This window comes from Bacillus cereus group sp. BfR-BA-01349 (assembly GCF_022663795.1).
Classification (GTDB): Bacteria; Bacillota; Bacilli; order Bacillales; family Bacillaceae_G; genus Bacillus_A; species Bacillus_A cereus.
The window spans coordinates 82649-105591 of record NZ_JAKUGE010000011.1; the positions used below are offsets into that span (position 1 = coordinate 82649).

Consider the following 22943-nt stretch of genomic DNA (forward strand, 5'->3'; position numbering starts at 1 on the left):
TTTGTGAAAAAGTCAAAAAAAATGCTAGCTGGAGCAACTCTTGCTATTGGTGTTATAGCACCGCAAGTATTGCCAGCAACAGCTCATGCGGATGAGCAAACTGGGGAGAGTACAGTTAACTTACGAATTCTAGAAACATCAGATATTCACGTTAACTTAATGACTTACGATTACTATCAAACGAAAACAGATAATAAAGTAGGTCTCGTACAAACGGCAACACTCGTTAATAAAGCACGTGAAGAAGTGAAGAACTCTGTCCTATTTGATGATGGGGATGCATTACAAGGGACACCGCTTGGAGATTATGTAGCAAATAAAATAAAAGATCAGAAGAATCGTGTGGATCCTAGTTATACACACCCATTATATCGTGTAATGAATTTAATGAAGTATGACGTCATCTCTCTTGGGAATCATGAATTTAACTACGGTTTAGATTATTTAAACAAAGTGATTGAAAAAACGGATTTCCCGGTTATTAACTCGAATGTCTACATAGATGACCATGATGGTAATGATGAGAATGACGAGCATTACTTTGATAAACCATATCATATTTTAGAGAAAGAAGTAGTGGATGAAGCAGGCCAAAAACAAATAGTGAAGATTGGTGTAATGGGATTTGTTCCACCAGAAATTATGAATTGGGATAAAGCGAATTTAGAAGGACAAGTTAAAGCGAAAGATATAGTTGAAACAGCGAAGAAAATGGTACCAAAAATGAAAGCAGAAGGTGCGGATATTATAGTTGCACTAGCGCATTCAGGTGTTGATAAGAGTGGATACAACGAAGGAATGGAAAATTCATCGTTTTATTTAGCGACAGAAGTTCCTGGCGTAGATGCAGTATTAATAGGACATTCACATACTGAAGTGAAGGATGTATTTAATGGTGTTCCAGTTGTAATGCCTGGTGTCTTTGGAAGTAACTTAGGTATTATTGATATGCAATTGAAAAAGGTAAACGGAAAATGGGAAGTACAAAAAGATCAATCTAAGCCACAACTTCGCCCGATTGCTAATAGTAAAGGTACCCCATTAGTAGAATCTGATCAAAAATTAGTTAATGAAATTAAAGATGAGCATCAAGCGACAATTGACTATGTAAATACACCTGTAGGTAAAACGAAAGCACCAATTAATAGTTATTTTTCATTAGTACAAGATGATCCTTCCGTACAAATTGTGACAAATGCGCAAAAATGGTATGTAGAACAAGAACTTAAAAAACCAGAGTACGAAGAAATTAAAGATATTCCGGTTTTATCTGCAGGCGCACCATTTAAAGCAGGTGGCCGAAACGGTGCTACATATTATACGGATATTCCAGCTGGAACGTTAGCAATTAAAAACGTTGCAGATTTATACGTGTATCCAAATACGTTATATGCTGTAAAAGTAAATGGGGCACAAGTGAAAGAATGGCTTGAAATGTCTGCAGGTCAGTTTAATACAATTGATCCAAAGAAAACAGAAGAACAGCCGTTAGTAAATATAGGCTATCCTACATATAACTTTGATATTTTAGATGGCTTAAAATACGAAATTGATGTAACACAACCAGCGAAATACGATAAAGATGGAAAAGTTGTAAATGCAAATACGAATCGTATTGTAAATATGACATATGAAGGTAAGCCAGTAGCTGATGATCAAAAGTTCATCGTCGCTACAAATAACTATCGTGGAAGTAGTCAAACGTTCCCAGGTGTAAGTGAAGGGGAAGTTGTATACCAATCACAAGATGAAACACGTCAAATCATTGTGAAGTATATGCAAAAAATAAAAAATATTGATCCAGCAGCTGATCAAAATTGGACGTTTAAACCGATTGTTGCAGATAAATTAAATACAACATTTGATTCTTCACCAAATGCACAAAAGTATATAAAGAAAGATGGGAACATATCATATGTTGGACCATCTGAAAATGAATTTGCTAAATATGTAATTGATATAACGAAGAAGAATGATGATAAGGAAACTGGTGAAGGAAATCCAACGACACCGCCGAAAGGTGATGGAGAAAATCCAACGACACCGCCAACAGGTGGGGGAGAAAATCCAACAACACCGCCAACAGGTAATGGAGAAAACCCAACACCACCAACAGAAGAAGGTAATAATGGTAATGAACCAAAACAAGATGGAAACAATACTGGATCTGGACAAACTACAACAGATGATCAAAATACAAAAGAAACAACAACAACTGTAAGTGAAAATAAAGAAGCTGAAAAAGATGAACGTGATTTACCGAAAACAGGTGCAAGTATTGCTTCTACAATTGGAGCTGGTCTTGCGTTTGTTGGAGCGGGATTACTTATGTTATTTAGAAAAAAGAAAGCGAATAGATAGTAGAGAAATATAAAAAGGATTACCAATTTGGTAATCCTTTTTGTTATATTATGAAACTGGTACTGCTTTTTCTTTTTTCCATGAAAGACCGAATCCAGTAAATCCGACGATAATGGTTACGACTGGACACGCTAAACAGAAGATTGCGTATGGCAGGTAATCGAATGTTGGAACGCTAAGAACGTTTGTTAAGAATACGCCACTTACACCCCATGGTACGAGGGGGTTAATTACTGTACCAGCATCTTCTAATACTCGTGATAAATTACGACGTTCTAAACCGACTTCATCGTATTTATTAGCAAATGCTTGTCCTGTTAAAACGATGGATAAGTACTGCTCACCAAGTAAGAAGTTTACACCAATTGCAGTTGAAGCAGTAGAAATAATTAAGCGTGTACTAGTTTTTACGAAGCTAGAGATAATATTCATCAGCTGCGCTATAATACCCATTCCTTGTAATAATCCTCCCATACAAAGAGCTAGGAAAATAAGAGCAATTGACATCATCATACTTTGCAGGCCACCGCGAGATAATAAGCTATCAATATCTTTGATACCAGTTTTAGAAACGTAACCGTCTTGCATAATTTTTATTAAATCAGCTAAAGAAGTGCTAGGTTTAAAAATAAAGAGAATAATAATTCCTACCACAATTCCTGCAAGTAATGTTGGAACTGCGGGTACCTTTTTAAATGCGAATAGGAACAGTAATAAAATAGGAATAAGTGTAACGATAGAAATTGTTGCATTTTTTTCTAATGTGTTAATAAATGCTGAGAAATCAACGTTTCCATCAGATCCGCTTCCTAAAATGAAAAATGCGATAAAAGCAATAATGAAAGCTGGCACTGTTGTCCAAAGCATGTTACGAATATGTTCAAATAAATCTACACCCGTTACAGCAGGCGCTAAGTTTGTTGTATCAGATAAAGGAGACATTTTATCTCCGAAGAATGCACCAGAAATAATTGCACCAGCAATTAGAGCTGGATCGTATCCAAGGGCAGTACCCATTCCCATAAAGGCAAGTCCTACAGTTGCAGCAGTTGTAAAAGCACTACCGATACTCGTTCCAACAATTGCACAAACAACAAAAACAGTTGGAACGAAAATTTTTGGAGATACAAGTTGGAAGCCGTATACCATTAAAGTCGGAATAGTTCCAGCTGCGATCCAAACGCTAATTAATACGCCTACAAGTAAGAAAATAAATATAGATGGAATACCAGCTGAAATACTACTAATCATCCCTTTCTCCATAGTAGACCAAGAGATTCTCTTCAAGAATCCAAATGCTAATAAAAGAACGATACCAAATAAAATTGGGATGTGTGGTGAAACTTCTAATTGAATAACACTAAAACCAATACAGAAAAAGATAAAAATTGTTAAAAGAACAGACTCAATTTTTGAAACCATTGTTTTCCCCTCCTAAGTAATATGAAATAGCTCTTTTTTATATAAAATTCGCCAATATTGTATATCCCCTTCTAAAATTTAGAATTTTGTGACAAATTACCGGTAATTGTTTGTTCTTCTATATGATACGGAAATAATTGGATAAAAAAACGTCCCTGCATATAATTATGCAGGGACGAAGAAATCGCGGTACCACCCTAGCTTGTGAAATGAATGTATCACAAAATAAAGGGTCATATGATATGCGCTTATAAAATAAAAAACGCCCCTGCAATATATGCAGGGACGAAAAATTCGCGGTACCACCCTAAATTGTGAAACAGTGTCGTTTCACCACTCTTTAGACATAACGGTCTATAACCGTCTTTCACTACTCCTCACGTTTCGTAAAAGAAGCTCCAGGGGGTAATTCATAATTCGCTCTGTACTGGTTCGCACCGACCACCAGCTCTCTGAATCAGAAATCGAAATACTACTAAATCCTATCAACGCCGATTCATATGATGTTAGTTAAATTTTTATCATATTTTCATCTTACATGTCAATAAAAATATTAAATGTTTTTTTAGGGAAATAAAGGATAATTGTTTTTAATGCTGTAAAAATGTACGTTATAATGAATTTGAAAGGGGGAGGAAAGAGTGAAGAAAAAAATAATTCTTTTTACCACTTTATTAGTTATTGGAGGAAGTGCTGGAATTTACACAGCTTTTGCGGCTGAATCAGAGCAGCTGAAACAAAAGCAAATACAACAATCAGAAGTGAAGAAAGTAAAAGAAATAGAAGAGAAGAAATCAATGGAAAAAGCAGCAGAGAAACTAGGAGTTTCTACAGAGGGAAAAACAAAAGAAGAGGTTACGAAAGAAGTAAATACCGCTAGGTTTGAGAAGCGTCATGATTTATTAATTGAGCACGCTAAGCAACTTGGAATTGATACAGAGGGGAAAAAAGATGAAGAAATTATTTTAGAAATTGGAAAGATACAGCATGGAAAGTAGAACAACTTATCGTATGATAAGTTGTTCTTTTTTAAGAACTATTTGATTTTAAAATAATTGACAGTCATTCGGATTTAATGTTAACTATATTTATAAACAAGTTAACATTAGGGGTGACAATTGTGACAATAAATAGTAAAACGATTGAAAAATCATCTTATACATATGAAGAATTAGCAGAGAAAAATAAAGCTTACGTATGGCACCCATTTACACAAATGAAAGATTATTTAGAAGAAGATCCTGTCATTATTGAACGTGGAGAGGGAAGAAAGCTATACGATGTAAATGGTAATGAATATTGGGATGGTGTTTCATCTATATGGTTAAATGTTCACGGACATCAAGTACCGGAATTAGATGAAGCAATTCGTGAGCAATTAAATAAAATTGCTCATTCTACTATGTTAGGACTTGCTAACGTTCCATCTATTTTATTAGCAGAAAAAATTATTGAGGTTGTACCAGATGGATTGAAGAAGGTATTCTATTCTGATTCAGGTTCTACCGCTGTTGAAATTGCAATTAAGATGGCTTTCCAATATTGGCAGCATAAAGGGAAACGAAAGAAACAAAGATTCGTTACATTAAAAGAAGCATATCACGGTGATACAATTGGAGCTGTTTCGGTAGGAGCAATAGACTTGTTTCACCAAGTGTATAGTTCGCTCTTATTTGATGCGATTAGAATGCCGTATCCATATACATATCGTTCTCCTTACGGAAATAATAGGGAGGAAATTGTAAAAAGCCATTTAGAAGAAATGGAAGAATTGTTGAAAGAAAAGCATGAAGAAGTAGCTGCCATCATTGTGGAGCCATTAATGCAAGGTGCTGGCGGGATGATTACAATGCCAAAAGGATATTTAAAAGGACTGCGCGATTTATGTACTAAGTACAATGTATTATTTATTACAGATGAGGTAGCGACTGGATTTGGGCGTACAGGGAAAATGTTTGCGTGTGAACATGAAAATGTGACGCCAGACATTTTAACTGCTGGGAAAGGTTTAACAGGTGGATATTTACCAATTGCAGTTACGGTAACGACGGATGAAATATATAATGCCTTCTTAGGAGAATATGAAGAACAAAAAACATTTTTCCATGGACATAGCTACACAGGCAATCCGTTAGGGTGTGCCGTAGCAATCGCTAATTTAGAGCTATACGAAAAAACAAATTTAATAGAAGAAGTGGCACATAAAACGGATTATGTGGCAGCGCAATTAGAAAAGCTCTTTGCGTATAAACATGTAGGTGATATTCGTCAGTGCGGATTAATGGTTGGTATTGAGCTTGTGAAGAATAAGGAAACGAAAGAAGCGTTTGACTGGACAGAAAGAGTCGGTGTTCAAGTATGTAAACGCGCAAGAGAGCTGGGTATGATCTTGCGACCGCTCGGTAATACGATTGTATTTATGCCACCTCTTGCTTCTACAATTGAGGAGATTGATGATATGTTACGTATTTTGTATAAAGCAATCTCGGATGTTACGGAGGGAGAATAATGCGCGGTTTTTTATAACAGCAACAGATACTGAAGTGGGGAAAACTGTCGTTGCCGGTGCATTAGCCGGTGTATTTAGAGAATTGGGATATAACATCGGAGTATATAAACCGTTGCAAAGTGGGCATGTTGCATCAAACCCTGAGGGAGATGCGGCAAGGTTAAAAGCATTATCAGGTGTGCCGACACAAGAAAATGAAATTTGCCCTTATTCTATTGAAGCACCACTTGCTCTGAGACTTGCCATGAAAAGAGCTGGAAGAGTAGTAAAGTTAAAAGAAATTACTGATTACTATAATGAACTATTAAAAGAGTTTAATAGCTTATTTGTAGAAGGGGCAGGTGGGCTTGCTGTCCCATATACAGAAGATGCTTTAGTAATTGATTTTGCAAAAGAATTACAGTTGCCTCTTATTGTAGTAGCTCGTCCTACATTAGGAACAGTAAATCATACAGTGTTAACGATTGCTTATGCAAAGGCGCATGGCTTAACCGTAGCGGGTGTCATTTTATCAGGTTGCAAAGAATGTGAAATGGAAAGAGTGCAAGAAAATAAAGAGATGATTGAAGAGCTGAGCGGGGTACCAGTTTTAGGATTATTACCATTCTTTGAAGGTGAGTTTACGAAAGAAGAAGTATTAGAATCTGCAAAAGAACATATTATGATTTCAAAATTAGAGGAGTTTATCCAAAATGAATCAAACGTGGCGGGCGCACCTTCAATGTAAATTACAACAATTACATGAGCAAGGGCAGTATCGTGATTTGCATGTAACAGAGAAGGCAGAAGAGACTTGGCTTATTCGAGATAAAAAAAGGATGTTAAATTTAGCGTCAAATAATTATTTAGGGTTAGCTGGAGATGAAAGGTTAAAAGAAGCTGCTATTGCCTGTACAAAAAGATATGGAACTGGAGCGACTGCCTCTCGTCTCGTTGTAGGAAATCATCCATTATATGAAGAGGTTGAGAGAAGCATATGTGACTGGAAAGGTACTGAAAGAGCTTTAATTGTAAATAGTGGGTATACGGCAAATATTGGTGCCATATCTTCTTTGGCCTCTCGGCACGATATTGTTTTTAGTGACAAGTTAAATCACGCAAGTATTGTTGATGGAATCATATTAAGCGGGGCAGAGCATAAAAGGTATCGTCATAATGATTTGGATCATTTAGAGAAGCTGTTGAAAATGGCTTCGCCTGAAAGCAGAAAATTAATCGTAACAGATACCGTTTTTAGTATGGATGGTGATACTGCGTATTTGAGAGATTTAGTACAGCTGAAAGAGAAATACGGGGCAATCATTATAGTCGATGAAGCACATGCGAGTGGAATATATGGAATCGGCGGAGCTGGGTTATCTCATATTGAAAAAAATCTTGCTCAAAAAATTGATATACATATGGGGACGTTTAGCAAGGCTTTAGGGTGTTATGGTGCGTATTTGACAGGTGATGAAATTTATATAGAGTATTTACAAAATATGATGAGAAGCTTTATTTTTACTACAGCTTTACCACCAAGTACGTTAGGAGCAGTGCAAAAAGCAATTGAAATTGTAAAAGAAGATAACGAAAGAAGAGAGAACCTTATAGCAAACGGAGAATACTTCAGAACTAAATTAAGGGATGCTGGTTTTGATATTGGGAATAGTTCAACTCATATTGTACCGATTGTAGTCGGTTCAAATGAACATGCTTTACGATTTAGTAAAAGGTTGCAAGAGGTAGGGATTGCGGCCATTGCAATTCGTCCGCCAACTGTGCCGGTTCATAGTTCTCGAATTCGCTTTGCAGTTACATCGCAACATACAATAGCTGATTTAAAATGGGCTATTGACCGAATTATTCACATTGCGAAAGAAGAGGAGATTTTCGTATGAACGAGCTAAAGATTATTTTTATCCCCGGATGGGGAATGGAAGAGAATATTTGGGATTTAGTACTTCCGTATTTTAAAGGATATCCTGTTGAATGCGTAGATTGGCGTAATGTGAGAGAACGAAGTGAATTTGCGGAACGAATTATAGATGTAGCGCATAACGACAACGTAATTTTAGTTGGATGGTCACTAGGAGCGTTAGCGGCAGTTGAAGCTTATACAAAGATTCAGGCAAAAGGCATCGTATTAATTGGTGGGACTGCTAAATTTACAAATACGAGCGACTATAGTAATGGATGGAATGCTTTGCATGTAGAACGGCTGAAAAGGAATTTGGCGAGAAGGAGAGAGGATACGCTCAAGCGGTTTTATGAAAATATGTTTACGAAAGATGAGCTAAAAGGGAATAAAAACTTTGAAGACATTGTAGACCGTTTTAAAGGTGATTCTATTCAGTCTTTACAACTAGGTTTGGATTATTTAATAGAAACAGATATGAGAGAAGAACTAAAAGAAATTAAAGTACCTATACTACTTATTCACGGAGAACAGGATGTAATATGCCCATTGTCTGCGGCACGTAGTATGACGGAGAATAGCAGCAGCGAGCTGAAAGTAGTAAGTGAAGCAGGGCATGCATTATGTGTAACGAATTTTGAATATTGTGCAAATGAGATAATTCAATTTGTAGAGGGGATACGACATGATCAACAAAACGTTACTACAAAAACGGTTTAATGGGGCAGCCGTATCTTACGATCGATATGCAAATGTACAAAAAAAGATGGCACATTCATTACTTTCAATCTTAAAGGAACGATATAGTGAAACGGCATCAATACGTATTTTAGAACTGGGATGCGGGACGGGGTATGTAACAGAACAATTATCAAAGTTATTTCCGAAAGCACATATTACAGCAGTTGATTTTGCTGAAAGTATGATTGCGATTGCGCAAACTAAACAAAATGTAAAAAATGTAACGTTTCACTGTGAAGATATTGAGCAATTACGATTAGAAGAATCATATGATGTCATTATTTCAAATGCTACATTTCAATGGTTAAATAATTTACAACAAGTGTTAAGAAATTTATTTCAACATTTGTCTATAGATGGGATATTACTCTTTTCAACGTTTGGACATGAAACATTTCAAGAATTGCATGCTTCGTTCCAACGTGCGAAAGAAGAAAGAAATATAAAAAATGAAACATCGATTGGTCAACGTTTTTATTCAAAAGATCAGTTGCTTCATATATGTAAGATAGAAACAGGGGATGTGCATGTTTCTGAAACATGTTACATAGAGAGTTTTACAGAAGTTAAGGAGTTTCTGCATTCTATTCGAAAAGTAGGAGCAACTAATAGCAATGAAGGATCATATTGTCAAAGTCCCTCACTCTTTCGTGCGATGCTACGCATATACGAAAGAGACTTCACGGGAAATGAAGGGATAATGGCAACGTATCATGCTTTATTTATACGTATAACAAAAGAGGGGAAGAGATGAAATGAAACAAGTACAAACAAAAAGGGATTGGAAAAAACTTGCATACGACGTAGTGGAAGAGAAAATGATTACGAAAGAAGATGCAATAGCGATATTAGAAGCTGATGATACAGAAGTTTTAGAAATTATGAATGCAGCTTACATTATTCGCCATCATCACTTTGGTAAGAAAGTAAAATTGAATATGATTATTAATACGAAATCTGGATTATGTCCTGAAGATTGTGGATATTGCTCACAGTCTATTATTTCAGAAGCACCGATTGATAAATATGCATGGTTAACGCAGGAGAAGATTGTAGAAGGGGCACATGAAGCAATACGCCGTAAAGCAGGTACATATTGTATTGTAGCGTCTGGTCGTCGTCCGACGGATAAAGAGGTAAATCACGTAATTGGAGCAGTTAAGGAAATTCGTGAAACGACAGACTTGAAGATTTGTTGTTGTTTAGGTTTCTTAAATGAAGATCAAGCAGGACGTTTAGCGGAAGCAGGCGTGCACCGTTATAATCACAACTTAAATACACATGCAAATAATTACGATAGTATTTGTTCAACTCATACGTATGATGATCGTGTTGATACAGTTCAAAAAGCAAAACAAGCTGGTATTTCACCATGCTCTGGAGCAATTTTTGGCATGGGAGAAACAATTGAAGAGCGTGCTGAAATTGCATTTGAATTACAACGTATAGATGCAGATTCTATCCCTTGTAATTTCCTTGTTGCTGTAAAGGGGACACCTCTTGAAGGGCAAAAAGAGTTAACGCCAGTAGAATGTTTAAAAGTACTTGCAATGATGCGTTTTGTAAACCCAACAAAAGAAATTCGTATTTCAGGAGGACGTGAAATCAATTTACGTTCTGTACAGCCAATCGGTTTATTTGCAGCAAATTCTATTTTTGTCGGGGACTACTTAACGACAGCTGGACAAGAGCCGACTGCGGACTGGGGTATGATTGCAGATTTAGGATTTGAGATTGAAGAATGTGCATTATAAGATAGATGAAAAAGCAAACTTGTAAAAGGGTTTGCTTTTTTTGTAAATAAAATGTAATAAATAGTTGTGAACGCTTGATATTATTGGTTTTTGAGCGAAAAAAAGAATTTTTGTGGACGAATTTTCCAAGCCCTAGTTGTACATAGTAAATATGTAATTTATATTGGGTTGGAGGATTTTACATGTACAAATACATATTAGCGATTATGACTTGTTTAATTTTAATAAAAGCAATAAGTTCTGATCCAGTTAAGGCTGCTGAAAATCCTGAACAAAAAGAGATGCAACAAAGAATCGAACAACACTTTCGAACGAAAGCTGAACATTTTGGATTGAAAACGGAAGGAAAAGATTTAAAGGAAGTTAGAAAAGAAATTACTATTATAGAAGAAGCGAAAAAAAGAGAGAATGTATGGAGAACAGCACAAGCTCTTCATATAAAAACAGAAGGAAAAACGATGAATGAATTAATAAAAGATGTACAAAAAAAGGTGAAAAAATAAAAAGAGGCCGCAGCCTCTTTTTTTTATGCCCATTGTTTTGATAAGTGAGCCATTTCAATTGCAGCAACAGCTGATTCATATCCTTTATTACCAGCTTTCGTACCTGCGCGTTCAATCGCTTGTTCAATTGTTTCTGTCGTTAATACGCCGAAAATAACTGGGATGTCCATTTGTAGTGATAAAGACGCAACACCTTTTGCTACCTCATTACAAACGTAATCGTAGTGTGTTGTAGCACCTCGGATTACAGTACCTAATGTAATAACAGCATCATACTTTCCGCTACTAGCCATCTTTTTAGCGATTAAAGGAATTTCAAATGCACCAGGAACCCAAGCAACATCAATATCACTTTCTTCTACACCGTGACGCTTTAATCCGTCTAAAGCTCCGCCAAGTAACTTACTTGTAATAAATTCGTTAAAACGTCCAACAACAACTCCAACTTTTAATCCTGTACCAACTAAATGACCTTCGAATACCATAATAAATCTCTCCTTTAATTATAAGTTTAGTAAGTGTCCTAATTTATTTACTTTCGTTTGTAAATACGATTTATTTTCTTCTTTTGCCGGCATTTGCAACGGTACACGCTCGACTACTTCTAAATCGTAACCTTGTAAGCCAGCAATTTTTCTTGGGTTATTCGTTAATAATCGTAAGCTTTGTAAACCTAAATCTTTTAATATTTGAGCACTGATACCGTAATCACGAAGATCAGCAGGGAAGCCGAGTTTTTCATTTGCTTCTACAGTATCGAATCCTTCTTCTTGTAATTTATAAGCGCGAAGCTTATTAAGAAGCCCAATGCCTCTTCCTTCTTGTCTCATATAAAGAAGAACACCTTTTCCTTCACGCTCAATTTGAGCAAGTGCTGCATGGAGTTGTGGTCCGCAATCGCAGCGATGTGAACCGAATACATCTCCTGTTAAGCATTCAGAATGAACACGTACAAGTACCGGTTCACCTGTTGAAATATCACCTTTTACAAGTGCGATATGTTCTTTCGTATCTAATGAGTTAGAATAGCCAATTGCGTGGAAAGTACCGAAATCTGTAGGTAATGTAATTTCCACTTCTCTCGTCACAAGTGTTTCATGATGGCGGCGATAAGCAATTAAATCTTCTATTGTAATCATTTTTATATCAAATTGTTTTGCACATTCTATTAAATCAGGTACACGTGCCATCGTGCCGTCCTCATTTATAATTTCGCAAATAACTCCAGCTGGTTCGGCACCGCATAGCTTTGCTAAATCAACAGCAGCTTCTGTATGACCTGCACGACGCAGGACACCGCCTTCTTTCGCAATTAATGGAAAGATATGTCCAGGTCGATTGAAATCAGCGCCTTTTGATGCGGGGTTTAACAATTCTTGTATCGTAGTTGCACGTTCGTGAGCGCTAATCCCTGTTGTTGTAGAAACATGGTCAATGCTCACTGTAAACGCAGTATGATGTGAATCTGTATTATGAGATACCATTGGTTCTAATTGTAGACGTTCTGCGTACCCTGCTGTAATCGGTACACAAACGAGACCACGGCCATGTGTAATCATAAAATTAATTGTTTCTGGTGTAATGTACTCTGCTAAAGCAATAAAATCGCCTTCATTTTCTCGGTTTTCATCATCACATACGATAACGACTTTACCTTGTTTTAAATCTTCTAGAGCTTCTTCAATACGATGAAACATTGTGCTTCCCCCTTATAGAAATCCGTTTTCTTGTAAAAAGCTTTCAGTCATTGAACCTACTCGTTTTGTAGGTTTAGTAATAAAGCGTTCGATATATTTACCAATCATGTCACACTCAATGTTTACGATATCTCCGGCATTTTTTTCTCCAATGACAGACTCGCTTACTGTGTGCGGGATGAGTGAAATCGTTATGGAAGATTCGTCTATATCAAATATCGTTAAACTCGTTCCATCAACAGCAATGGACCCTTTCTGCAAACAATAGCGCAGCAGTTCATCAGAAATTGCTATTTTGTAATATACGGCATTGTAATGTTGTTTTTTATTTAAAATCGTTCCGATGCCATCAATATGTCCTGAAACGAAATGTCCACCGAATCGTCCATTTGCAGCCATTGCTCGCTCTAAATTTACTTTAGAGTGCGGTTTAAGCATGCGAAGTGATGTCGACTGCATCGTTTCAGGCATTGCATCAACTGTAAATGAAGTAGTTGTAAAGCTTGTTACAGTTAAGCAAATGCCGTTAACAGCGATACTATCACCTAAGTGAACATCTGATAAAATTTTGTTTGCATGAATCGTTAATTTCATCGCTTCTCCGCTTTGTTGCATGTTTGCTATCGTTCCTAATTCTTCTACAATTCCTGTAAACATTTCGTCACCTCGTTTCGGGCATTCGCAACGATTTTTATATCATCACCAATTTGTTTCATCTCTTGAATTTTCAAGGAAAGCGCATCTTGTAATTTTGAAAAACCATTTCCTCCAAATAAAGTAGGAGCATCTTTCCCACCAATTAATTTCGGACTTATATAGGTTACAATTTCATTAAAATTGTTTGTTTTTAAGAAACTTGCATGAATCGATTGGCCACCTTCAACGAATAGAGAAAGAATTTGTTTCTCTCCAAGAAAGGAAAGAAGGTCCTCGATTTCTATATAATTCGTTTCCATTTGGAATATAGCTATATTTTTAGATTCATAAGAAGATATCTTCTCTTTCTTTACATCCTTACCGACAATAATCCACGTCGGTGCTAAACCATCTGTTATGACATGAGAAGATGGTGGCGTTCGTAAATGGGTATCTAAAATAACGCGAATAGGATGTTTCCCACCATTTGGAATTCTTGTTGTTAAATGAGGATTATCAGCTATAACTGTATTTACTCCAACAAGAATTGCATCATGTGTATGGCGATATTGGTGAACATCAGCACGTGCTTGTTCACCTGTAATCCACTTACTTTCACCAGTTACAGTTGCTGTCTTTCCATCTAAGCTCATCGCTGTTTTGATTGTTACAAAAGGGCGTTTCGTTTTCATGTAGTGAAAAAAGTAGCGATTTAATAAAACTGCTTCTGCTTCAAGAACACCGGTAGTTACTTCAATTTTAGCTTCCTCTAATCTTCTTTTTCCGGTACCAGAAACGAGCGGATTACAATCGAGAGTAGCAATTACAACACGCTTAACTCCTTTTTCGATGAGCAATTCACAACAAGGTGGTGTTTTTCCAAAGTGGCTACACGGTTCCAGTGTTACATAAACGGTAGCGTCTTTGGCGTTCTGACCAGCCATTTGAAGGGCATGAACTTCTGCGTGTTCTTCACCAGCTCGTAAATGAGCCCCCATACCAACGATGTTTCCATCTTTTACAACAACAGCACCAACCATAGGATTTGGACTTGTTTGTCCTGATGTTCCTTCTGCTAACTGCAGGGCAATCCTCATATATTCTTGATCTGTCATTTTCTTCACCTCTCCAAAAAAAAACAAAAAACCCCAAGGATTTAATATCCTTGGGGTTTGGGAGACGTGATTTCTAGAAATATAGTTTGAATACGAAAGCATAGGAAAGAAACCTAACGATAATTGATATTTCTGCATAAGGAAAAAACCTAGCAAAATATCGAATTTTTAAACGCTAGTTGTCTCTTTTTATTTCAGTATAAAAAATAAGTATAGAAAATTAAACATATATAAAGAATCAAAATGAATCTTTAAAAATATGCATACTGAAATAAAAGTGTATTCACTATATAAAAAACTAGAAACATATCCTTCTCCCATCCAGACTATACTGTCGGCCCTAGAGTTTCACTAGATCCACCGTTTTCGAGTTGAAAACGGGTCATGGACTTAGAAGTTTTCACTTCATCACCGCCGGTTGGGAATTTCACCCGACCCCGAAGGATGCTGTTTGCTCAAATTATAGCACAAAAAAAATAAAAGGCTAGTAAAAAATATTCGAATGTGAAGAATTGTGTGAAAATATATGCAGGCTGGAATGGAAATAAAAGTATTAGAAATGTTGTAAAGAGAAGGGATATAACGGAGTTGCTAAAAAGAAAAAACATGCACAAAAAAATGTGCATGTCACATGTAAAATTATTCTGCCTCTGGTGCTCTAACAACAGACTCGAATTTACCTTTATGCGAAGCGTCGTAATAAGGCATATTTTTTGATAAACCACAACGGCATAAAGAAAATGCCGGTTTTGCTGGGAATACATTCCCTTGTGAGTCGACTAATTCCACGTCCCCTGTAACGCGAAAAGAGCCATTATCATTTACTTTAATTTGTACTTTTGCCAACGTTATCCCTCCTTCCCAAACGCTTAATTTCATCATATAATCAAGGGAAGTGCTTGGCAATATAAAGTGAAACTTTAATTAGTGGGGGAGGCATCCCCCACTAATTATTAGTTGAACCAATCGGGCTTTTAGGGGCAGTTAATCTCCCACCTAACTTCTTTGTTTCAGCCGAATTTTGAGGTGGGAGTTTTACTGCCCGCAAATAGCGGGGAAAAAGAGCACTTTGTTTGAGAAAGAAGAGAGTGTCATAATAGTTTTCATAACTGACTAGAGTAAGGTGACGAGAGATGGATAAACAATTACATACATTACGAAACATTGCAAATGAGTGCACGTGGGCATCATTTTTGAATGATAATCATCCATATAGTTTGTTGCATTGGTCCATTGCAGGTGTAGGGCAAGAGGCAAAGGATGTTTGGTTACTGCAAGATGAAGTAACATTTCAAACGACAGAATTCCCAACGTTAGATGATGCAATGCAATGGATTTCTGAAAATATGGAACAAGTTACAGACGTTTTAGCGCAATAAAAAACAGGCTTATGCAAGCCTGTTTTTTGTTTCTTTCACATATGTGTTTAAAAATTGATCGACGGCTGCTTCGTACTCTTCTTTATTTTCGTTATAAGAGCAAGCGTGTGCACCGTGTTCTGCAATATAAAGTTGCTTATTATTTTCTTTCGCTTCATATAACGCTTTTGTCATATCAGCTAAAATATAGTCGTCATCTTTACTATGAATAAAGAGAACGGGATTGTTAATGTTTTTTATACAATCGATTGGTGAAACTTCACGAATTGTATAACCGTCACGAACTTTCAAAAATGCGTTTGCTAAAGGTAATAAAGGCCATTTTGGTAAATGGAATTCAACCTTTAAACGGTGCTGTAATTGTCCGTGAAAATCAGAGAAAGGACAATCTGCAATATAGAAATCAGCACCATCTTCTACAAGTCCTGCGTATTGAAGAAGTGTTGCAGCTCCCATAGATTCACCATGAATACCAAGTGTAATATTGGTGCCAAAACGGTTTTTTAGCCAGTCAACTACGGATTTTAAATCATGTTTTTCATAGTATCCATAGCTTGTTGTTTTTCCGCCAGTTTTACCATGACGACGATGATCGTAAATGAGGACGTTATATCCCCTTTTTAAGAATAAGTTTGCATATTTTACAGAGTTTATTTTATTTACAGTTACACCGTGGCAAAAAACCATAAACTTATTGGTGGAATGACCAGCAGGAATGTAATATCCGTGAAGGTCGTATCCGAATTGTGAAGGGATATGAATTTCTTCTTTATGAAGAGCATCAAAATCCTCTATACGAAAATGTTTTTTCGTTTCTCTTTCGAGTACTTCTTCCTCTGTTTTTTTCTTTAAGTACATCACTTTATTTGTAAAGAAAATCCCAAGCGCAGTTATTGCACCTAGTATAGTAAACAATGCTGCAAAAAAACGTTTCATACTTTACCTCATCCTCCAAATACCGTTACATGTGATACACTTATATTGTATCACAATGATATAAAAGGGGAGAAATAGGAAATGCTGCATATACAAAAAATTACGCCAGCGATGAAAGAAACAATCCGAATGTTCATGTGTGAGAATTGGGGAAGTTCATTGATGGTTTCACGTGGTAAGGGACATCAGTTAGAAGAGTTGCCAGGATTTGTTGCGCTCTCAGATGACAGAATAATCGGAATTATAACGTATGAAATGACCGGAAATATGTGCGAAATTGTATCGCTAGATAGCTTTGAAGAAAGAAAAGGAATAGGGACGAAACTTGTGGATTGTGTATTACAAGTTGCAGAAGAACGGTGCAGACAGGTTTGGCTTATTACAACTAATGATAATATGAATGCGTTACGATTTTACCAAAAACGTAATTTTGTAATGACTAATTTATATGTGAATGCGGTAGAGGAGGCGCGAAAAATAAAGAAAGAAATTCCACGTATTGGATATGATAATATCCCAATTTTACATGAAATTCAGTTGGAGTATCGTTTAGTGAAGTGATGTAAAAATTTTCAGAAATGTGAGTTATTAATCTTGACGGATAGTGTAATTTAGGATACCGTAAAATTGTAATCTATTACCATATTAAGGGGTGACGATGTGGCAACTATACGTGATGTTGCAAAATTGGCAGGTGTTTCAGTCGCAACCGTTTCACGAGTTATTAATGAAAAAGGATACGTTCATGAGGACACAGTAAAACAAGTAAAGGAAGCAATTGAAGAATTACGTTATAGGCCAAACAGTGCAGCGAAGCCACTATTTAAAGAGAATTCAACGATAATTGCATTACTTGTAGATAATTTATGTAACCAATCAAACATCACTTTGCTACATTGTATTGAGGAAATAGCATATAAAGAAGGTTATCAAATCATTATTTGTAATATAGAGAATAAAGATAGATACATACATATGCTGAAGCAAAATAACATTGCAGGTGTTATTTTGACAAGAGCAGTTTTTAAAAGTGTAGGAGAAATTCCATTTCCGTTTGTTGTGATTGATGAGCAACAATTACATGGAAATTATTATGAAAGTGGACAGAGAGCTGTTTCTTTATTAAAAGAGAAAGGGTGTCACTTTCTTGCATATTTCGGTGAGGGAGAAGAAAGTGAAGAAATGGAAGATCATATAGCAGGGTTTTTAGACGCTGTTTGGGATGAAGGAATCTCTTATCGAGAAGAATGTGTACAAGGGTATACAAATAAACAATTTATTACATTATTGCAAAACAATCCATATATAGATGGAATTGTAGCCTCAAGTGATCAGATTGCTATTGAGTTAATTCGGTCAGCGAGATTTCTAAATATACATATACCAGATAAATTAAAAATTGTTGGACCGAAGGGGAGCATAGAGTGTGAATGGATAGGTTCATCACCACCGACAATTGAAAGCTGTGTCAAAGATAACGGAAAAGTAGCTTTTCAACAATTAAAAGGAAAAATGAAAAAGTAAAAGGTGCGTTTTATACGCACCTTTTTATAATGTAATTGCGGCAATAAAGCCAAATATAAGTAACGGTATATTGTAATGTAGAAAAGTGGGTACACATGTATCCCATATATGATGGTGCTGACCATCAGCATTTAAACCGGATGTTGGTCCAAGGGTACTATCCGATGCTGGAGATCCTGCGTCACCTAGCGCTCCGGCTGTACCGATAATAGCAATTGTGGCCATTGGACTAAATCCAAGCTGAATGCAAAGAGGTACAAAAATGGTTGTTAAGATAGGGATGGTTGAAAAGGATGAACCAATTCCCATCGTAACGAGAAGTCCAATAACGAGCATAAGAAATGCAGCGAGTGGTTTGTTATTTCCAATTATATGTGCACTCGTTTGCACTAGAGATTCAACATGTCCTGTTTTTCGAAGAACAGCGCCGAATCCGGCGGCAGCAATCATAACAAAGCCAATAAAGGACATCATACGCATTCCGCTTGTTAATATCGCATCTGCTTCTTTAAGTGGTAGACTGCCACTAACTGATAAGACGATAATACCTGCTAAAGCACCGAAAATCATTGATTCTGTTGTTAATTGAACAGTTAATGTAGCAATGATAGATAATAACCCGAAAGTAATACTACGTTTTGTATAGGGAACGATTTCATTTTCGGTAGTATGAATTTGTTCTGTTTCATACGTACGAGGTTTTCGGTACGTAATGAATACTGCTACACATAATCCAATAATCATACCGATTGCTGGAATAGTCATTGCTTTTGGAATAAGTGTGACATCAAATGTAAGGCCGCTTTGCGCAGCGTTGGTTTGCAATACGTCATGATAAATTTTTCCGAACCCTGCAGGGATCCACATATAAGGAGTAATCAATCCAAATGTAATAATACATGTGACAAGTCTGCGATCCACTTTCAGCTCATTTAATACTTTTAAAAGTGCTGGAATTAAGATGGGGATGAAAGCAATGTGAACAGGAATCACATTTTGCGAGAAACAAGCCATCGTTAAGATAATGAATAAAATAAGTATTTTAGAATAAACTTGTTTTTTCGTGTCTTGTTCATTGCCAATCCATTTTAATGCAGTTTGAATCATAGCATCTGGAAGTCCTGTTTTGGAAAGGGAAATAGCGAAACCACCAAGCATTGCATAACTTAAAGCGATTGGAGCACTGTTTCCAAGACCAGTTGTAAAAGTGTTAATCGTTTCTGAAATACCGAGTCCGCCGATAATTCCGCCTGTTAAAGCTCCAACAATGATGGCGACAATGACCTGGACACGTAACAAACTAAGCAATAGCATAATTGCTACTGCGACGAGTACAGCGTTCATAATAAATGTAATCTCCCTAAATTTTTATTCTGTTAAGACAAGTAAATATGAAACATTTTGCTATGTTTATACATACTTGCGACATAGTATTATAAAATGTTTTCTATGAAATGTAAAAGAGCCTTTTGTTACTAATGCTGAAAAGCTAGCTCTTGTTTAATTGATTGCAAAGAATTAGCGAATAATTCTGGTTCTTCTAAATCAGGAGAATGTGCTGAATTTGGGAACCAAATCATCTTTTTTATAGGCGCTTCAATAATATCGCAATATTCCTGAACGAGTGCATAAGGAGTTTGATAATCATAGCGACCAGAACAAAAATAAACTGGAATAGATAAACTTGAGATAGAAGAAAAGAAATCGATTGTCAGCATTTCTTCCCATAAAACGCCAGATTTTAAATTTCCTGCGAGAAACTTGAACCAATCTAATAGCGTATACTCAGGAGAAAAGAAACCTTTTCGTATGAAAGAAAAGGAAGATCCGTTTTGGATTGCGCCTCCAAATGTGCCAAGCCACTTTCTTTGAATAATGAGACGTCTCGTATCTAAAAATGGTGGTTTGCCTAATTTTAAAAGGGAAGCTAATGCCTTTTTATGATCATGTTTTTTTGCAGAATGAATTAAATGTTGATATAGCAATTCTTCATTTTGTTTCATATGTACAATTTGCCCAATACCGATGTAAGCCTCGATATACTTTGGATATTGATGTGCTATGTTAAGCCCAATAATACTTCCCCAAGAATGACCAGCGAGAAATAGTTTTTGTTTGTTGAACCTTTTAAGTACATATTGAATCACTTCTTTTGCATCGGAAACGAATTGTTCGATTGTGAAATTTGCTCCGAAATCTTTCAGTGAAAAGGATTTACCAGCCCCGCGCTGATCCCAATTAATAACAATAAATTGCTTCTCTAATTCTTTTTGAAAATGGCGAATAAATCCGATTTGTGCCATCCCAGGTCCGCCGTGACAGCATAATAAAATAGGTTGCTCTACGTTTTGTCCACGCATAAGGAGAGTTTGTTTTCGATTATTAATCATAACGCTTTCTATCGTAGCGATACTATTAGGAATGAGTTGTTTGTTTTCATTATAGAACTGAGGGGTGTAGCTACGAAAAAGCATATTGAAAACCTCCTTTTGTGAAATCGTATGAATCGCACAGGCTATTCATTTTGCATATACTGTTAGAAAATCATTGTAACATACCATACTAGTGTCATTTCAACACGGGAGGAGGGAAATTGTGACGATTGGAGAAATTATAGATGGTTTAAATAGACGTGAATCCATCGCTATTATAGCAAAACGTCTTGAAATAAGCCCGTATACATTATCGAAGAAATTAAGATTGATTGGATACGAATATGATGGAGAGCAGAAGAAACGTATTTTTGTAGGAGATGGAGAAGAACCACGTCACTTACAACTCCAAGAAGCGACCGCCCTTCAATATGAGAAAACAGATTATCAATTATTAATTTATGAGCAACTACAAAGTATTTATGAGTTATTAAGAAAAAGAGAAGAAGTAATTGCACCAATTGTGAGTAAAAGTACAGAGAAAAAGAGACGAACTTTTTCTATTAATACAGAAATATTAGCAAGATTGGACCTTATATCAGAATCGAAAGGAATTCAAAAATCTAAACTTGTAGAAGAAGCGTTGCAACAATTTTTACAGCAATATGAAGTTGACAAAACATCACATTTTGATAACTAAAGAAAAGGATACTATGTTCATTGGAAGAACGAGTATCCTTTTTATGATGTATATTACGTATAAAATAGAGGATCAGTACAAATCCTTTATGGTGTGAAAAATGAAATTTATTATTAGAGAAACACTTAATTTACTTTTTGAATTCTTCCATCAATAACTGGCTGAATTGGTTCTTTTAATTGTTTTACGTAATCGACTAACGCTTCAAAGTCGTTTGGACCAGTTTCTGCATTTGTACCATTTTTAAATGATACAAATCCGTCACCGCCAGAAGTTAAGAAGGCATTTGCAACTACGCTATACGTTGTAGATGGAGATAATTCTTCTCCGTTTGTTAAACGTATATTTGTAATTTTTTCACCGTTTGGTTTATTTGCATCCCACGTATATTGAATACCTGAAATTTGAAGCATTCTTGTTGTTCCTTTTTGCCATTGCTGATTTAAAATATCGCGAATGTCTTGACCTGTTAAATCTACTTTAATCAATTGATTTCCAAAAGGTTGAATGCCGTATAACTCACCCCACGTAATATCACCAGCATCTAAGTCATTACGAATGCCACCAGGATTCATGAGGGCAATTTGAGTTTGCATCGTTTGACGCTGAGCATCGGCAACTAAATTTCCAAGAGTGGACTCACCAGCATCATTTTGTTTACGGTCGATAGGTGCTGTAGATTTTCCGACCACTTCATTTACAAGTGGTGCGATTTTTTCTTTATATTGATCTAGTTTTTTCTTTACTTGTTTATCAGGTTCTACACCTTCATGATACGTTGTAACAACTTCAGCTTTTTTCTTTACAATATCCTTTGTTTTACGATCAATTGTTACATCCACGTCTGAGAAAGCCGTTCCGTATGAATTTGCTTGGACAATTAGTTTATTATTTACTGTACCATTTACATACGTATGACTATGTCCACCGAAAATAACATCAACTTCTGGGTCTGTTTCATTTGCAATTCGAGTAAGATCGCCATTTGTTACTCCAGACTCATCGGTTGTTCCACCGACATGAGCAAGAACGACGATAGATTTAACGCCGAGGCGTTTTAATTGTTGTGTTGATTTATTAATTGCTTCTACTTCATCAGTAATTTGTACATTTTTAAGCATCGTAGGCATAACGACATTTGGTGTATCAGTTGTAACAACCCCAATGAATCCTACAGGAACACCATCTACCATTTTTACAGTAAACGGTGGTAAAAATAAGCGGCCAGTTGATTTGTTGTAGAAGTTAGCAGCTACATAGGGGAAGTTAGCTCCTTTGAAATTTCCTGTTTTTTCATGATATCCACGTGCGCCCATACGGGCATTTAGAGATTCAACTCTAGCAAAGTTGTAGGCTCAGGTCTCACAAAAGCCTATCATCAACCAACTTATCCATGA

22 protein-coding genes, 1 pseudogene, 1 riboswitch and 1 other annotated feature are annotated in these 22943 nt (G+C 36.3%); of the genes and pseudogenes, 13 read left to right on the top strand and 10 right to left on the bottom strand.

From position 1 onward, the window contains the following. The first annotated feature begins 3 nt into the window (after nucleotides 1-3). Entirely contained in the window at nucleotides 4-2361 is a 2358-nt protein-coding gene (gene cpdB, locus MR169_RS08705) for a bifunctional 2',3'-cyclic-nucleotide 2'-phosphodiesterase/3'-nucleotidase (RefSeq protein WP_242319268.1), read from the top strand. Nucleotides 2362-2409: 48 nt separating this feature from the next. Here the strand turns inward: cpdB and nhaC are convergent, their stop codons facing one another. After that, nucleotides 2410-3783, bottom strand: a complete 1374-nt coding sequence (gene nhaC, locus MR169_RS08710) for a Na+/H+ antiporter NhaC (RefSeq protein ID WP_016118595.1) — start codon at nucleotides 3781-3783, stop codon at nucleotides 2410-2412. Between the two features lie 278 nt (nucleotides 3784-4061). Further along, nucleotides 4062-4281, bottom strand: a binding site (T-box leader). Nucleotides 4282-4424: 143 nt separating this feature from the next. On the opposite strand from nhaC, the gene MR169_RS08715 reads away from it, so the two are divergent. From MR169_RS08715 to MR169_RS08750, 8 genes are all read left to right on the top strand, one after another. Next, nucleotides 4425-4781, top strand: a complete 357-nt coding sequence (locus MR169_RS08715) for a hypothetical protein (protein WP_000726902.1) — start codon at nucleotides 4425-4427, stop codon at nucleotides 4779-4781. A gap of 77 nt (nucleotides 4782-4858) precedes the next feature. Further along, nucleotides 4859-6292: an adenosylmethionine--8-amino-7-oxononanoate transaminase gene (bioA, locus tag MR169_RS08720; protein WP_242319269.1), complete on the top strand. Its 1434-nt coding sequence runs from the start codon at nucleotides 4859-4861 to the stop codon at nucleotides 6290-6292. Further along, nucleotides 6273-7019, top strand: a complete 747-nt coding sequence (gene bioD / locus MR169_RS08725; RefSeq protein WP_242319270.1) for a dethiobiotin synthase — start codon at nucleotides 6273-6275, stop codon at nucleotides 7017-7019. Before bioA ends, bioD begins: the two co-directional genes overlap by 20 nt. Further along, on the top strand, nucleotides 6985-8172 hold the full coding sequence (gene bioF, locus MR169_RS08730; protein ID WP_016118592.1) for an 8-amino-7-oxononanoate synthase: 1188 nt from the start codon (nucleotides 6985-6987) through the stop codon (nucleotides 8170-8172). Before bioD ends, bioF begins: the two co-directional genes overlap by 35 nt. Further along, a complete protein-coding gene (locus MR169_RS08735; RefSeq protein ID WP_206905205.1) occupies nucleotides 8169-8909 on the top strand; it encodes an alpha/beta fold hydrolase in 741 nt (246 codons plus the stop codon). The genes bioF and MR169_RS08735 overlap by 4 nt, the downstream gene beginning before the upstream one ends. Next, the gene (gene bioC / locus MR169_RS08740; RefSeq protein WP_242319271.1) at nucleotides 8875-9684 is read left to right on the top strand and encodes a malonyl-ACP O-methyltransferase BioC; all 810 of its coding nucleotides are present in this window, start codon (nucleotides 8875-8877) and stop codon (nucleotides 9682-9684) included. The genes MR169_RS08735 and bioC overlap by 35 nt, the downstream gene beginning before the upstream one ends. Nucleotide 9685: 1 nt before the next feature. Then, nucleotides 9686-10684: a biotin synthase gene (bioB, locus tag MR169_RS08745; protein WP_000815856.1), complete on the top strand. Its 999-nt coding sequence runs from the start codon at nucleotides 9686-9688 to the stop codon at nucleotides 10682-10684. Nucleotides 10685-10866: 182 nt separating this feature from the next. Next, nucleotides 10867-11187, top strand: coding sequence for a hypothetical protein (locus MR169_RS08750; RefSeq protein WP_000280032.1), 321 nt, complete (start codon nucleotides 10867-10869; stop codon nucleotides 11185-11187). 23 nt (nucleotides 11188-11210) lie between these two features. Here the strand turns inward: MR169_RS08750 and ribH are convergent, their stop codons facing one another. From ribH to MR169_RS08775, 5 genes are all read right to left on the bottom strand, one after another. Next, nucleotides 11211-11672, bottom strand: coding sequence for a 6,7-dimethyl-8-ribityllumazine synthase (ribH, locus tag MR169_RS08755; RefSeq protein ID WP_000230899.1), 462 nt, complete (start codon nucleotides 11670-11672; stop codon nucleotides 11211-11213). An 18-nt stretch (nucleotides 11673-11690) separates the two neighbouring features. Beyond that, the gene (ribBA, locus tag MR169_RS08760; protein ID WP_242319272.1) at nucleotides 11691-12884 is read right to left on the bottom strand and encodes a bifunctional 3,4-dihydroxy-2-butanone 4-phosphate synthase/GTP cyclohydrolase II; all 1194 of its coding nucleotides are present in this window, start codon (nucleotides 12882-12884) and stop codon (nucleotides 11691-11693) included. 12 nt (nucleotides 12885-12896) lie between these two features. Next, a complete protein-coding gene (gene ribE, locus MR169_RS08765; protein ID WP_000493915.1) occupies nucleotides 12897-13541 on the bottom strand; it encodes a riboflavin synthase subunit alpha in 645 nt (214 codons plus the stop codon). Beyond that, a complete protein-coding gene (ribD, locus tag MR169_RS08770) occupies nucleotides 13523-14635 on the bottom strand; it encodes a bifunctional diaminohydroxyphosphoribosylaminopyrimidine deaminase/5-amino-6-(5-phosphoribosylamino)uracil reductase RibD (RefSeq protein ID WP_242319273.1) in 1113 nt (370 codons plus the stop codon). The genes ribE and ribD overlap by 19 nt, the downstream gene beginning before the upstream one ends. A 305-nt stretch (nucleotides 14636-14940) precedes the next feature. Then, nucleotides 14941-15084, bottom strand: a riboswitch (FMN riboswitch). 190 nt (nucleotides 15085-15274) lie between these two features. Continuing rightward, nucleotides 15275-15481, bottom strand: a complete 207-nt coding sequence (locus tag MR169_RS08775) for a CDGSH iron-sulfur domain-containing protein (RefSeq protein ID WP_242319274.1) — start codon at nucleotides 15479-15481, stop codon at nucleotides 15275-15277. Nucleotides 15482-15768: 287 nt separating this feature from the next. Between MR169_RS08775 and MR169_RS08780 the strand changes: the two genes are divergently transcribed. Beyond that, nucleotides 15769-16014, top strand: coding sequence for a DUF2552 family protein (locus tag MR169_RS08780; RefSeq protein WP_242319275.1), 246 nt, complete (start codon nucleotides 15769-15771; stop codon nucleotides 16012-16014). Between the two features lie 9 nt (nucleotides 16015-16023). Here the strand turns inward: MR169_RS08780 and MR169_RS08785 are convergent, their stop codons facing one another. Further along, nucleotides 16024-16950, bottom strand: a complete 927-nt coding sequence (locus MR169_RS08785) for an alpha/beta hydrolase (RefSeq protein ID WP_000819234.1) — start codon at nucleotides 16948-16950, stop codon at nucleotides 16024-16026. An 81-nt stretch (nucleotides 16951-17031) separates the two neighbouring features. On the opposite strand from MR169_RS08785, the gene MR169_RS08790 reads away from it, so the two are divergent. Beyond that, nucleotides 17032-17511, top strand: a complete 480-nt coding sequence (locus MR169_RS08790) for a GNAT family N-acetyltransferase (RefSeq protein WP_242319276.1) — start codon at nucleotides 17032-17034, stop codon at nucleotides 17509-17511. 99 nt (nucleotides 17512-17610) lie between these two features. Next, entirely contained in the window at nucleotides 17611-18474 is an 864-nt protein-coding gene (locus MR169_RS08795; RefSeq protein ID WP_242319277.1) for a LacI family DNA-binding transcriptional regulator, read from the top strand. 24 nt (nucleotides 18475-18498) lie between these two features. Here MR169_RS08795 and MR169_RS08800 read toward each other — a convergent pair whose 3' ends face one another. After that, entirely contained in the window at nucleotides 18499-19818 is a 1320-nt protein-coding gene (locus MR169_RS08800; RefSeq protein WP_000994810.1) for a Na+/H+ antiporter family protein, read from the bottom strand. A gap of 131 nt (nucleotides 19819-19949) precedes the next feature. Then, the gene (locus tag MR169_RS08805) at nucleotides 19950-20948 is read right to left on the bottom strand and encodes an alpha/beta fold hydrolase (protein ID WP_000898966.1); all 999 of its coding nucleotides are present in this window, start codon (nucleotides 20946-20948) and stop codon (nucleotides 19950-19952) included. A 121-nt stretch (nucleotides 20949-21069) separates the two neighbouring features. On the opposite strand from MR169_RS08805, the gene MR169_RS08810 reads away from it, so the two are divergent. Further along, nucleotides 21070-21546: a ribbon-helix-helix domain-containing protein gene (locus tag MR169_RS08810; protein WP_000151931.1), complete on the top strand. Its 477-nt coding sequence runs from the start codon at nucleotides 21070-21072 to the stop codon at nucleotides 21544-21546. Between the two features lie 125 nt (nucleotides 21547-21671). Here the strand turns inward: MR169_RS08810 and MR169_RS08815 are convergent. Beyond that, nucleotides 21672-22850: pseudogene (locus MR169_RS08815) on the bottom strand (bifunctional metallophosphatase/5'-nucleotidase); the annotation flags it as partial. Between the last annotated feature and the right edge of the window lie 93 nt (nucleotides 22851-22943).

Coding starts and splice junctions, on each gene's coding strand:
- nhaC (WP_016118595.1), bottom strand. CDS start 3,783: ATGGTTTCAAAAATTGAGTCTGTTCTTTTAACAATTTTTATCTTTTTC.
- bioA (WP_242319269.1), top strand. CDS start 4,859: ATGTTAACTATATTTATAAACAAGTTAACATTAGGGGTGACAATTGTG.
- bioD (WP_242319270.1), top strand. CDS start 6,273: ATGTTACGGAGGGAGAATAATGCGCGGTTTTTTATAACAGCAACAGAT.
- bioF (WP_016118592.1), top strand. CDS start 6,985: ATGAATCAAACGTGGCGGGCGCACCTTCAATGTAAATTACAACAATTA.
- MR169_RS08735 (WP_206905205.1), top strand. CDS start 8,169: ATGAACGAGCTAAAGATTATTTTTATCCCCGGATGGGGAATGGAAGAG.
- bioC (WP_242319271.1), top strand. CDS start 8,875: ATGATCAACAAAACGTTACTACAAAAACGGTTTAATGGGGCAGCCGTA.
- bioB (WP_000815856.1), top strand. CDS start 9,686: ATGAAACAAGTACAAACAAAAAGGGATTGGAAAAAACTTGCATACGAC.
- MR169_RS08750 (WP_000280032.1), top strand. CDS start 10,867: ATGTACAAATACATATTAGCGATTATGACTTGTTTAATTTTAATAAAA.
- ribH (WP_000230899.1), bottom strand. CDS start 11,672: ATGGTATTCGAAGGTCATTTAGTTGGTACAGGATTAAAAGTTGGAGTT.
- ribBA (WP_242319272.1), bottom strand. CDS start 12,884: ATGTTTCATCGTATTGAAGAAGCTCTAGAAGATTTAAAACAAGGTAAA.
- ribE (WP_000493915.1), bottom strand. CDS start 13,541: ATGTTTACAGGAATTGTAGAAGAATTAGGAACGATAGCAAACATGCAA.
- ribD (WP_242319273.1), bottom strand. CDS start 14,635: ATGACAGATCAAGAATATATGAGGATTGCCCTGCAGTTAGCAGAAGGA.
- MR169_RS08780 (WP_242319275.1), top strand. CDS start 15,769: ATGGATAAACAATTACATACATTACGAAACATTGCAAATGAGTGCACG.
- MR169_RS08785 (WP_000819234.1), bottom strand. CDS start 16,950: ATGAAACGTTTTTTTGCAGCATTGTTTACTATACTAGGTGCAATAACT.
- MR169_RS08790 (WP_242319276.1), top strand. CDS start 17,032: ATGCTGCATATACAAAAAATTACGCCAGCGATGAAAGAAACAATCCGA.
- MR169_RS08800 (WP_000994810.1), bottom strand. CDS start 19,818: ATGAACGCTGTACTCGTCGCAGTAGCAATTATGCTATTGCTTAGTTTG.
- MR169_RS08805 (WP_000898966.1), bottom strand. CDS start 20,948: ATGCTTTTTCGTAGCTACACCCCTCAGTTCTATAATGAAAACAAACAA.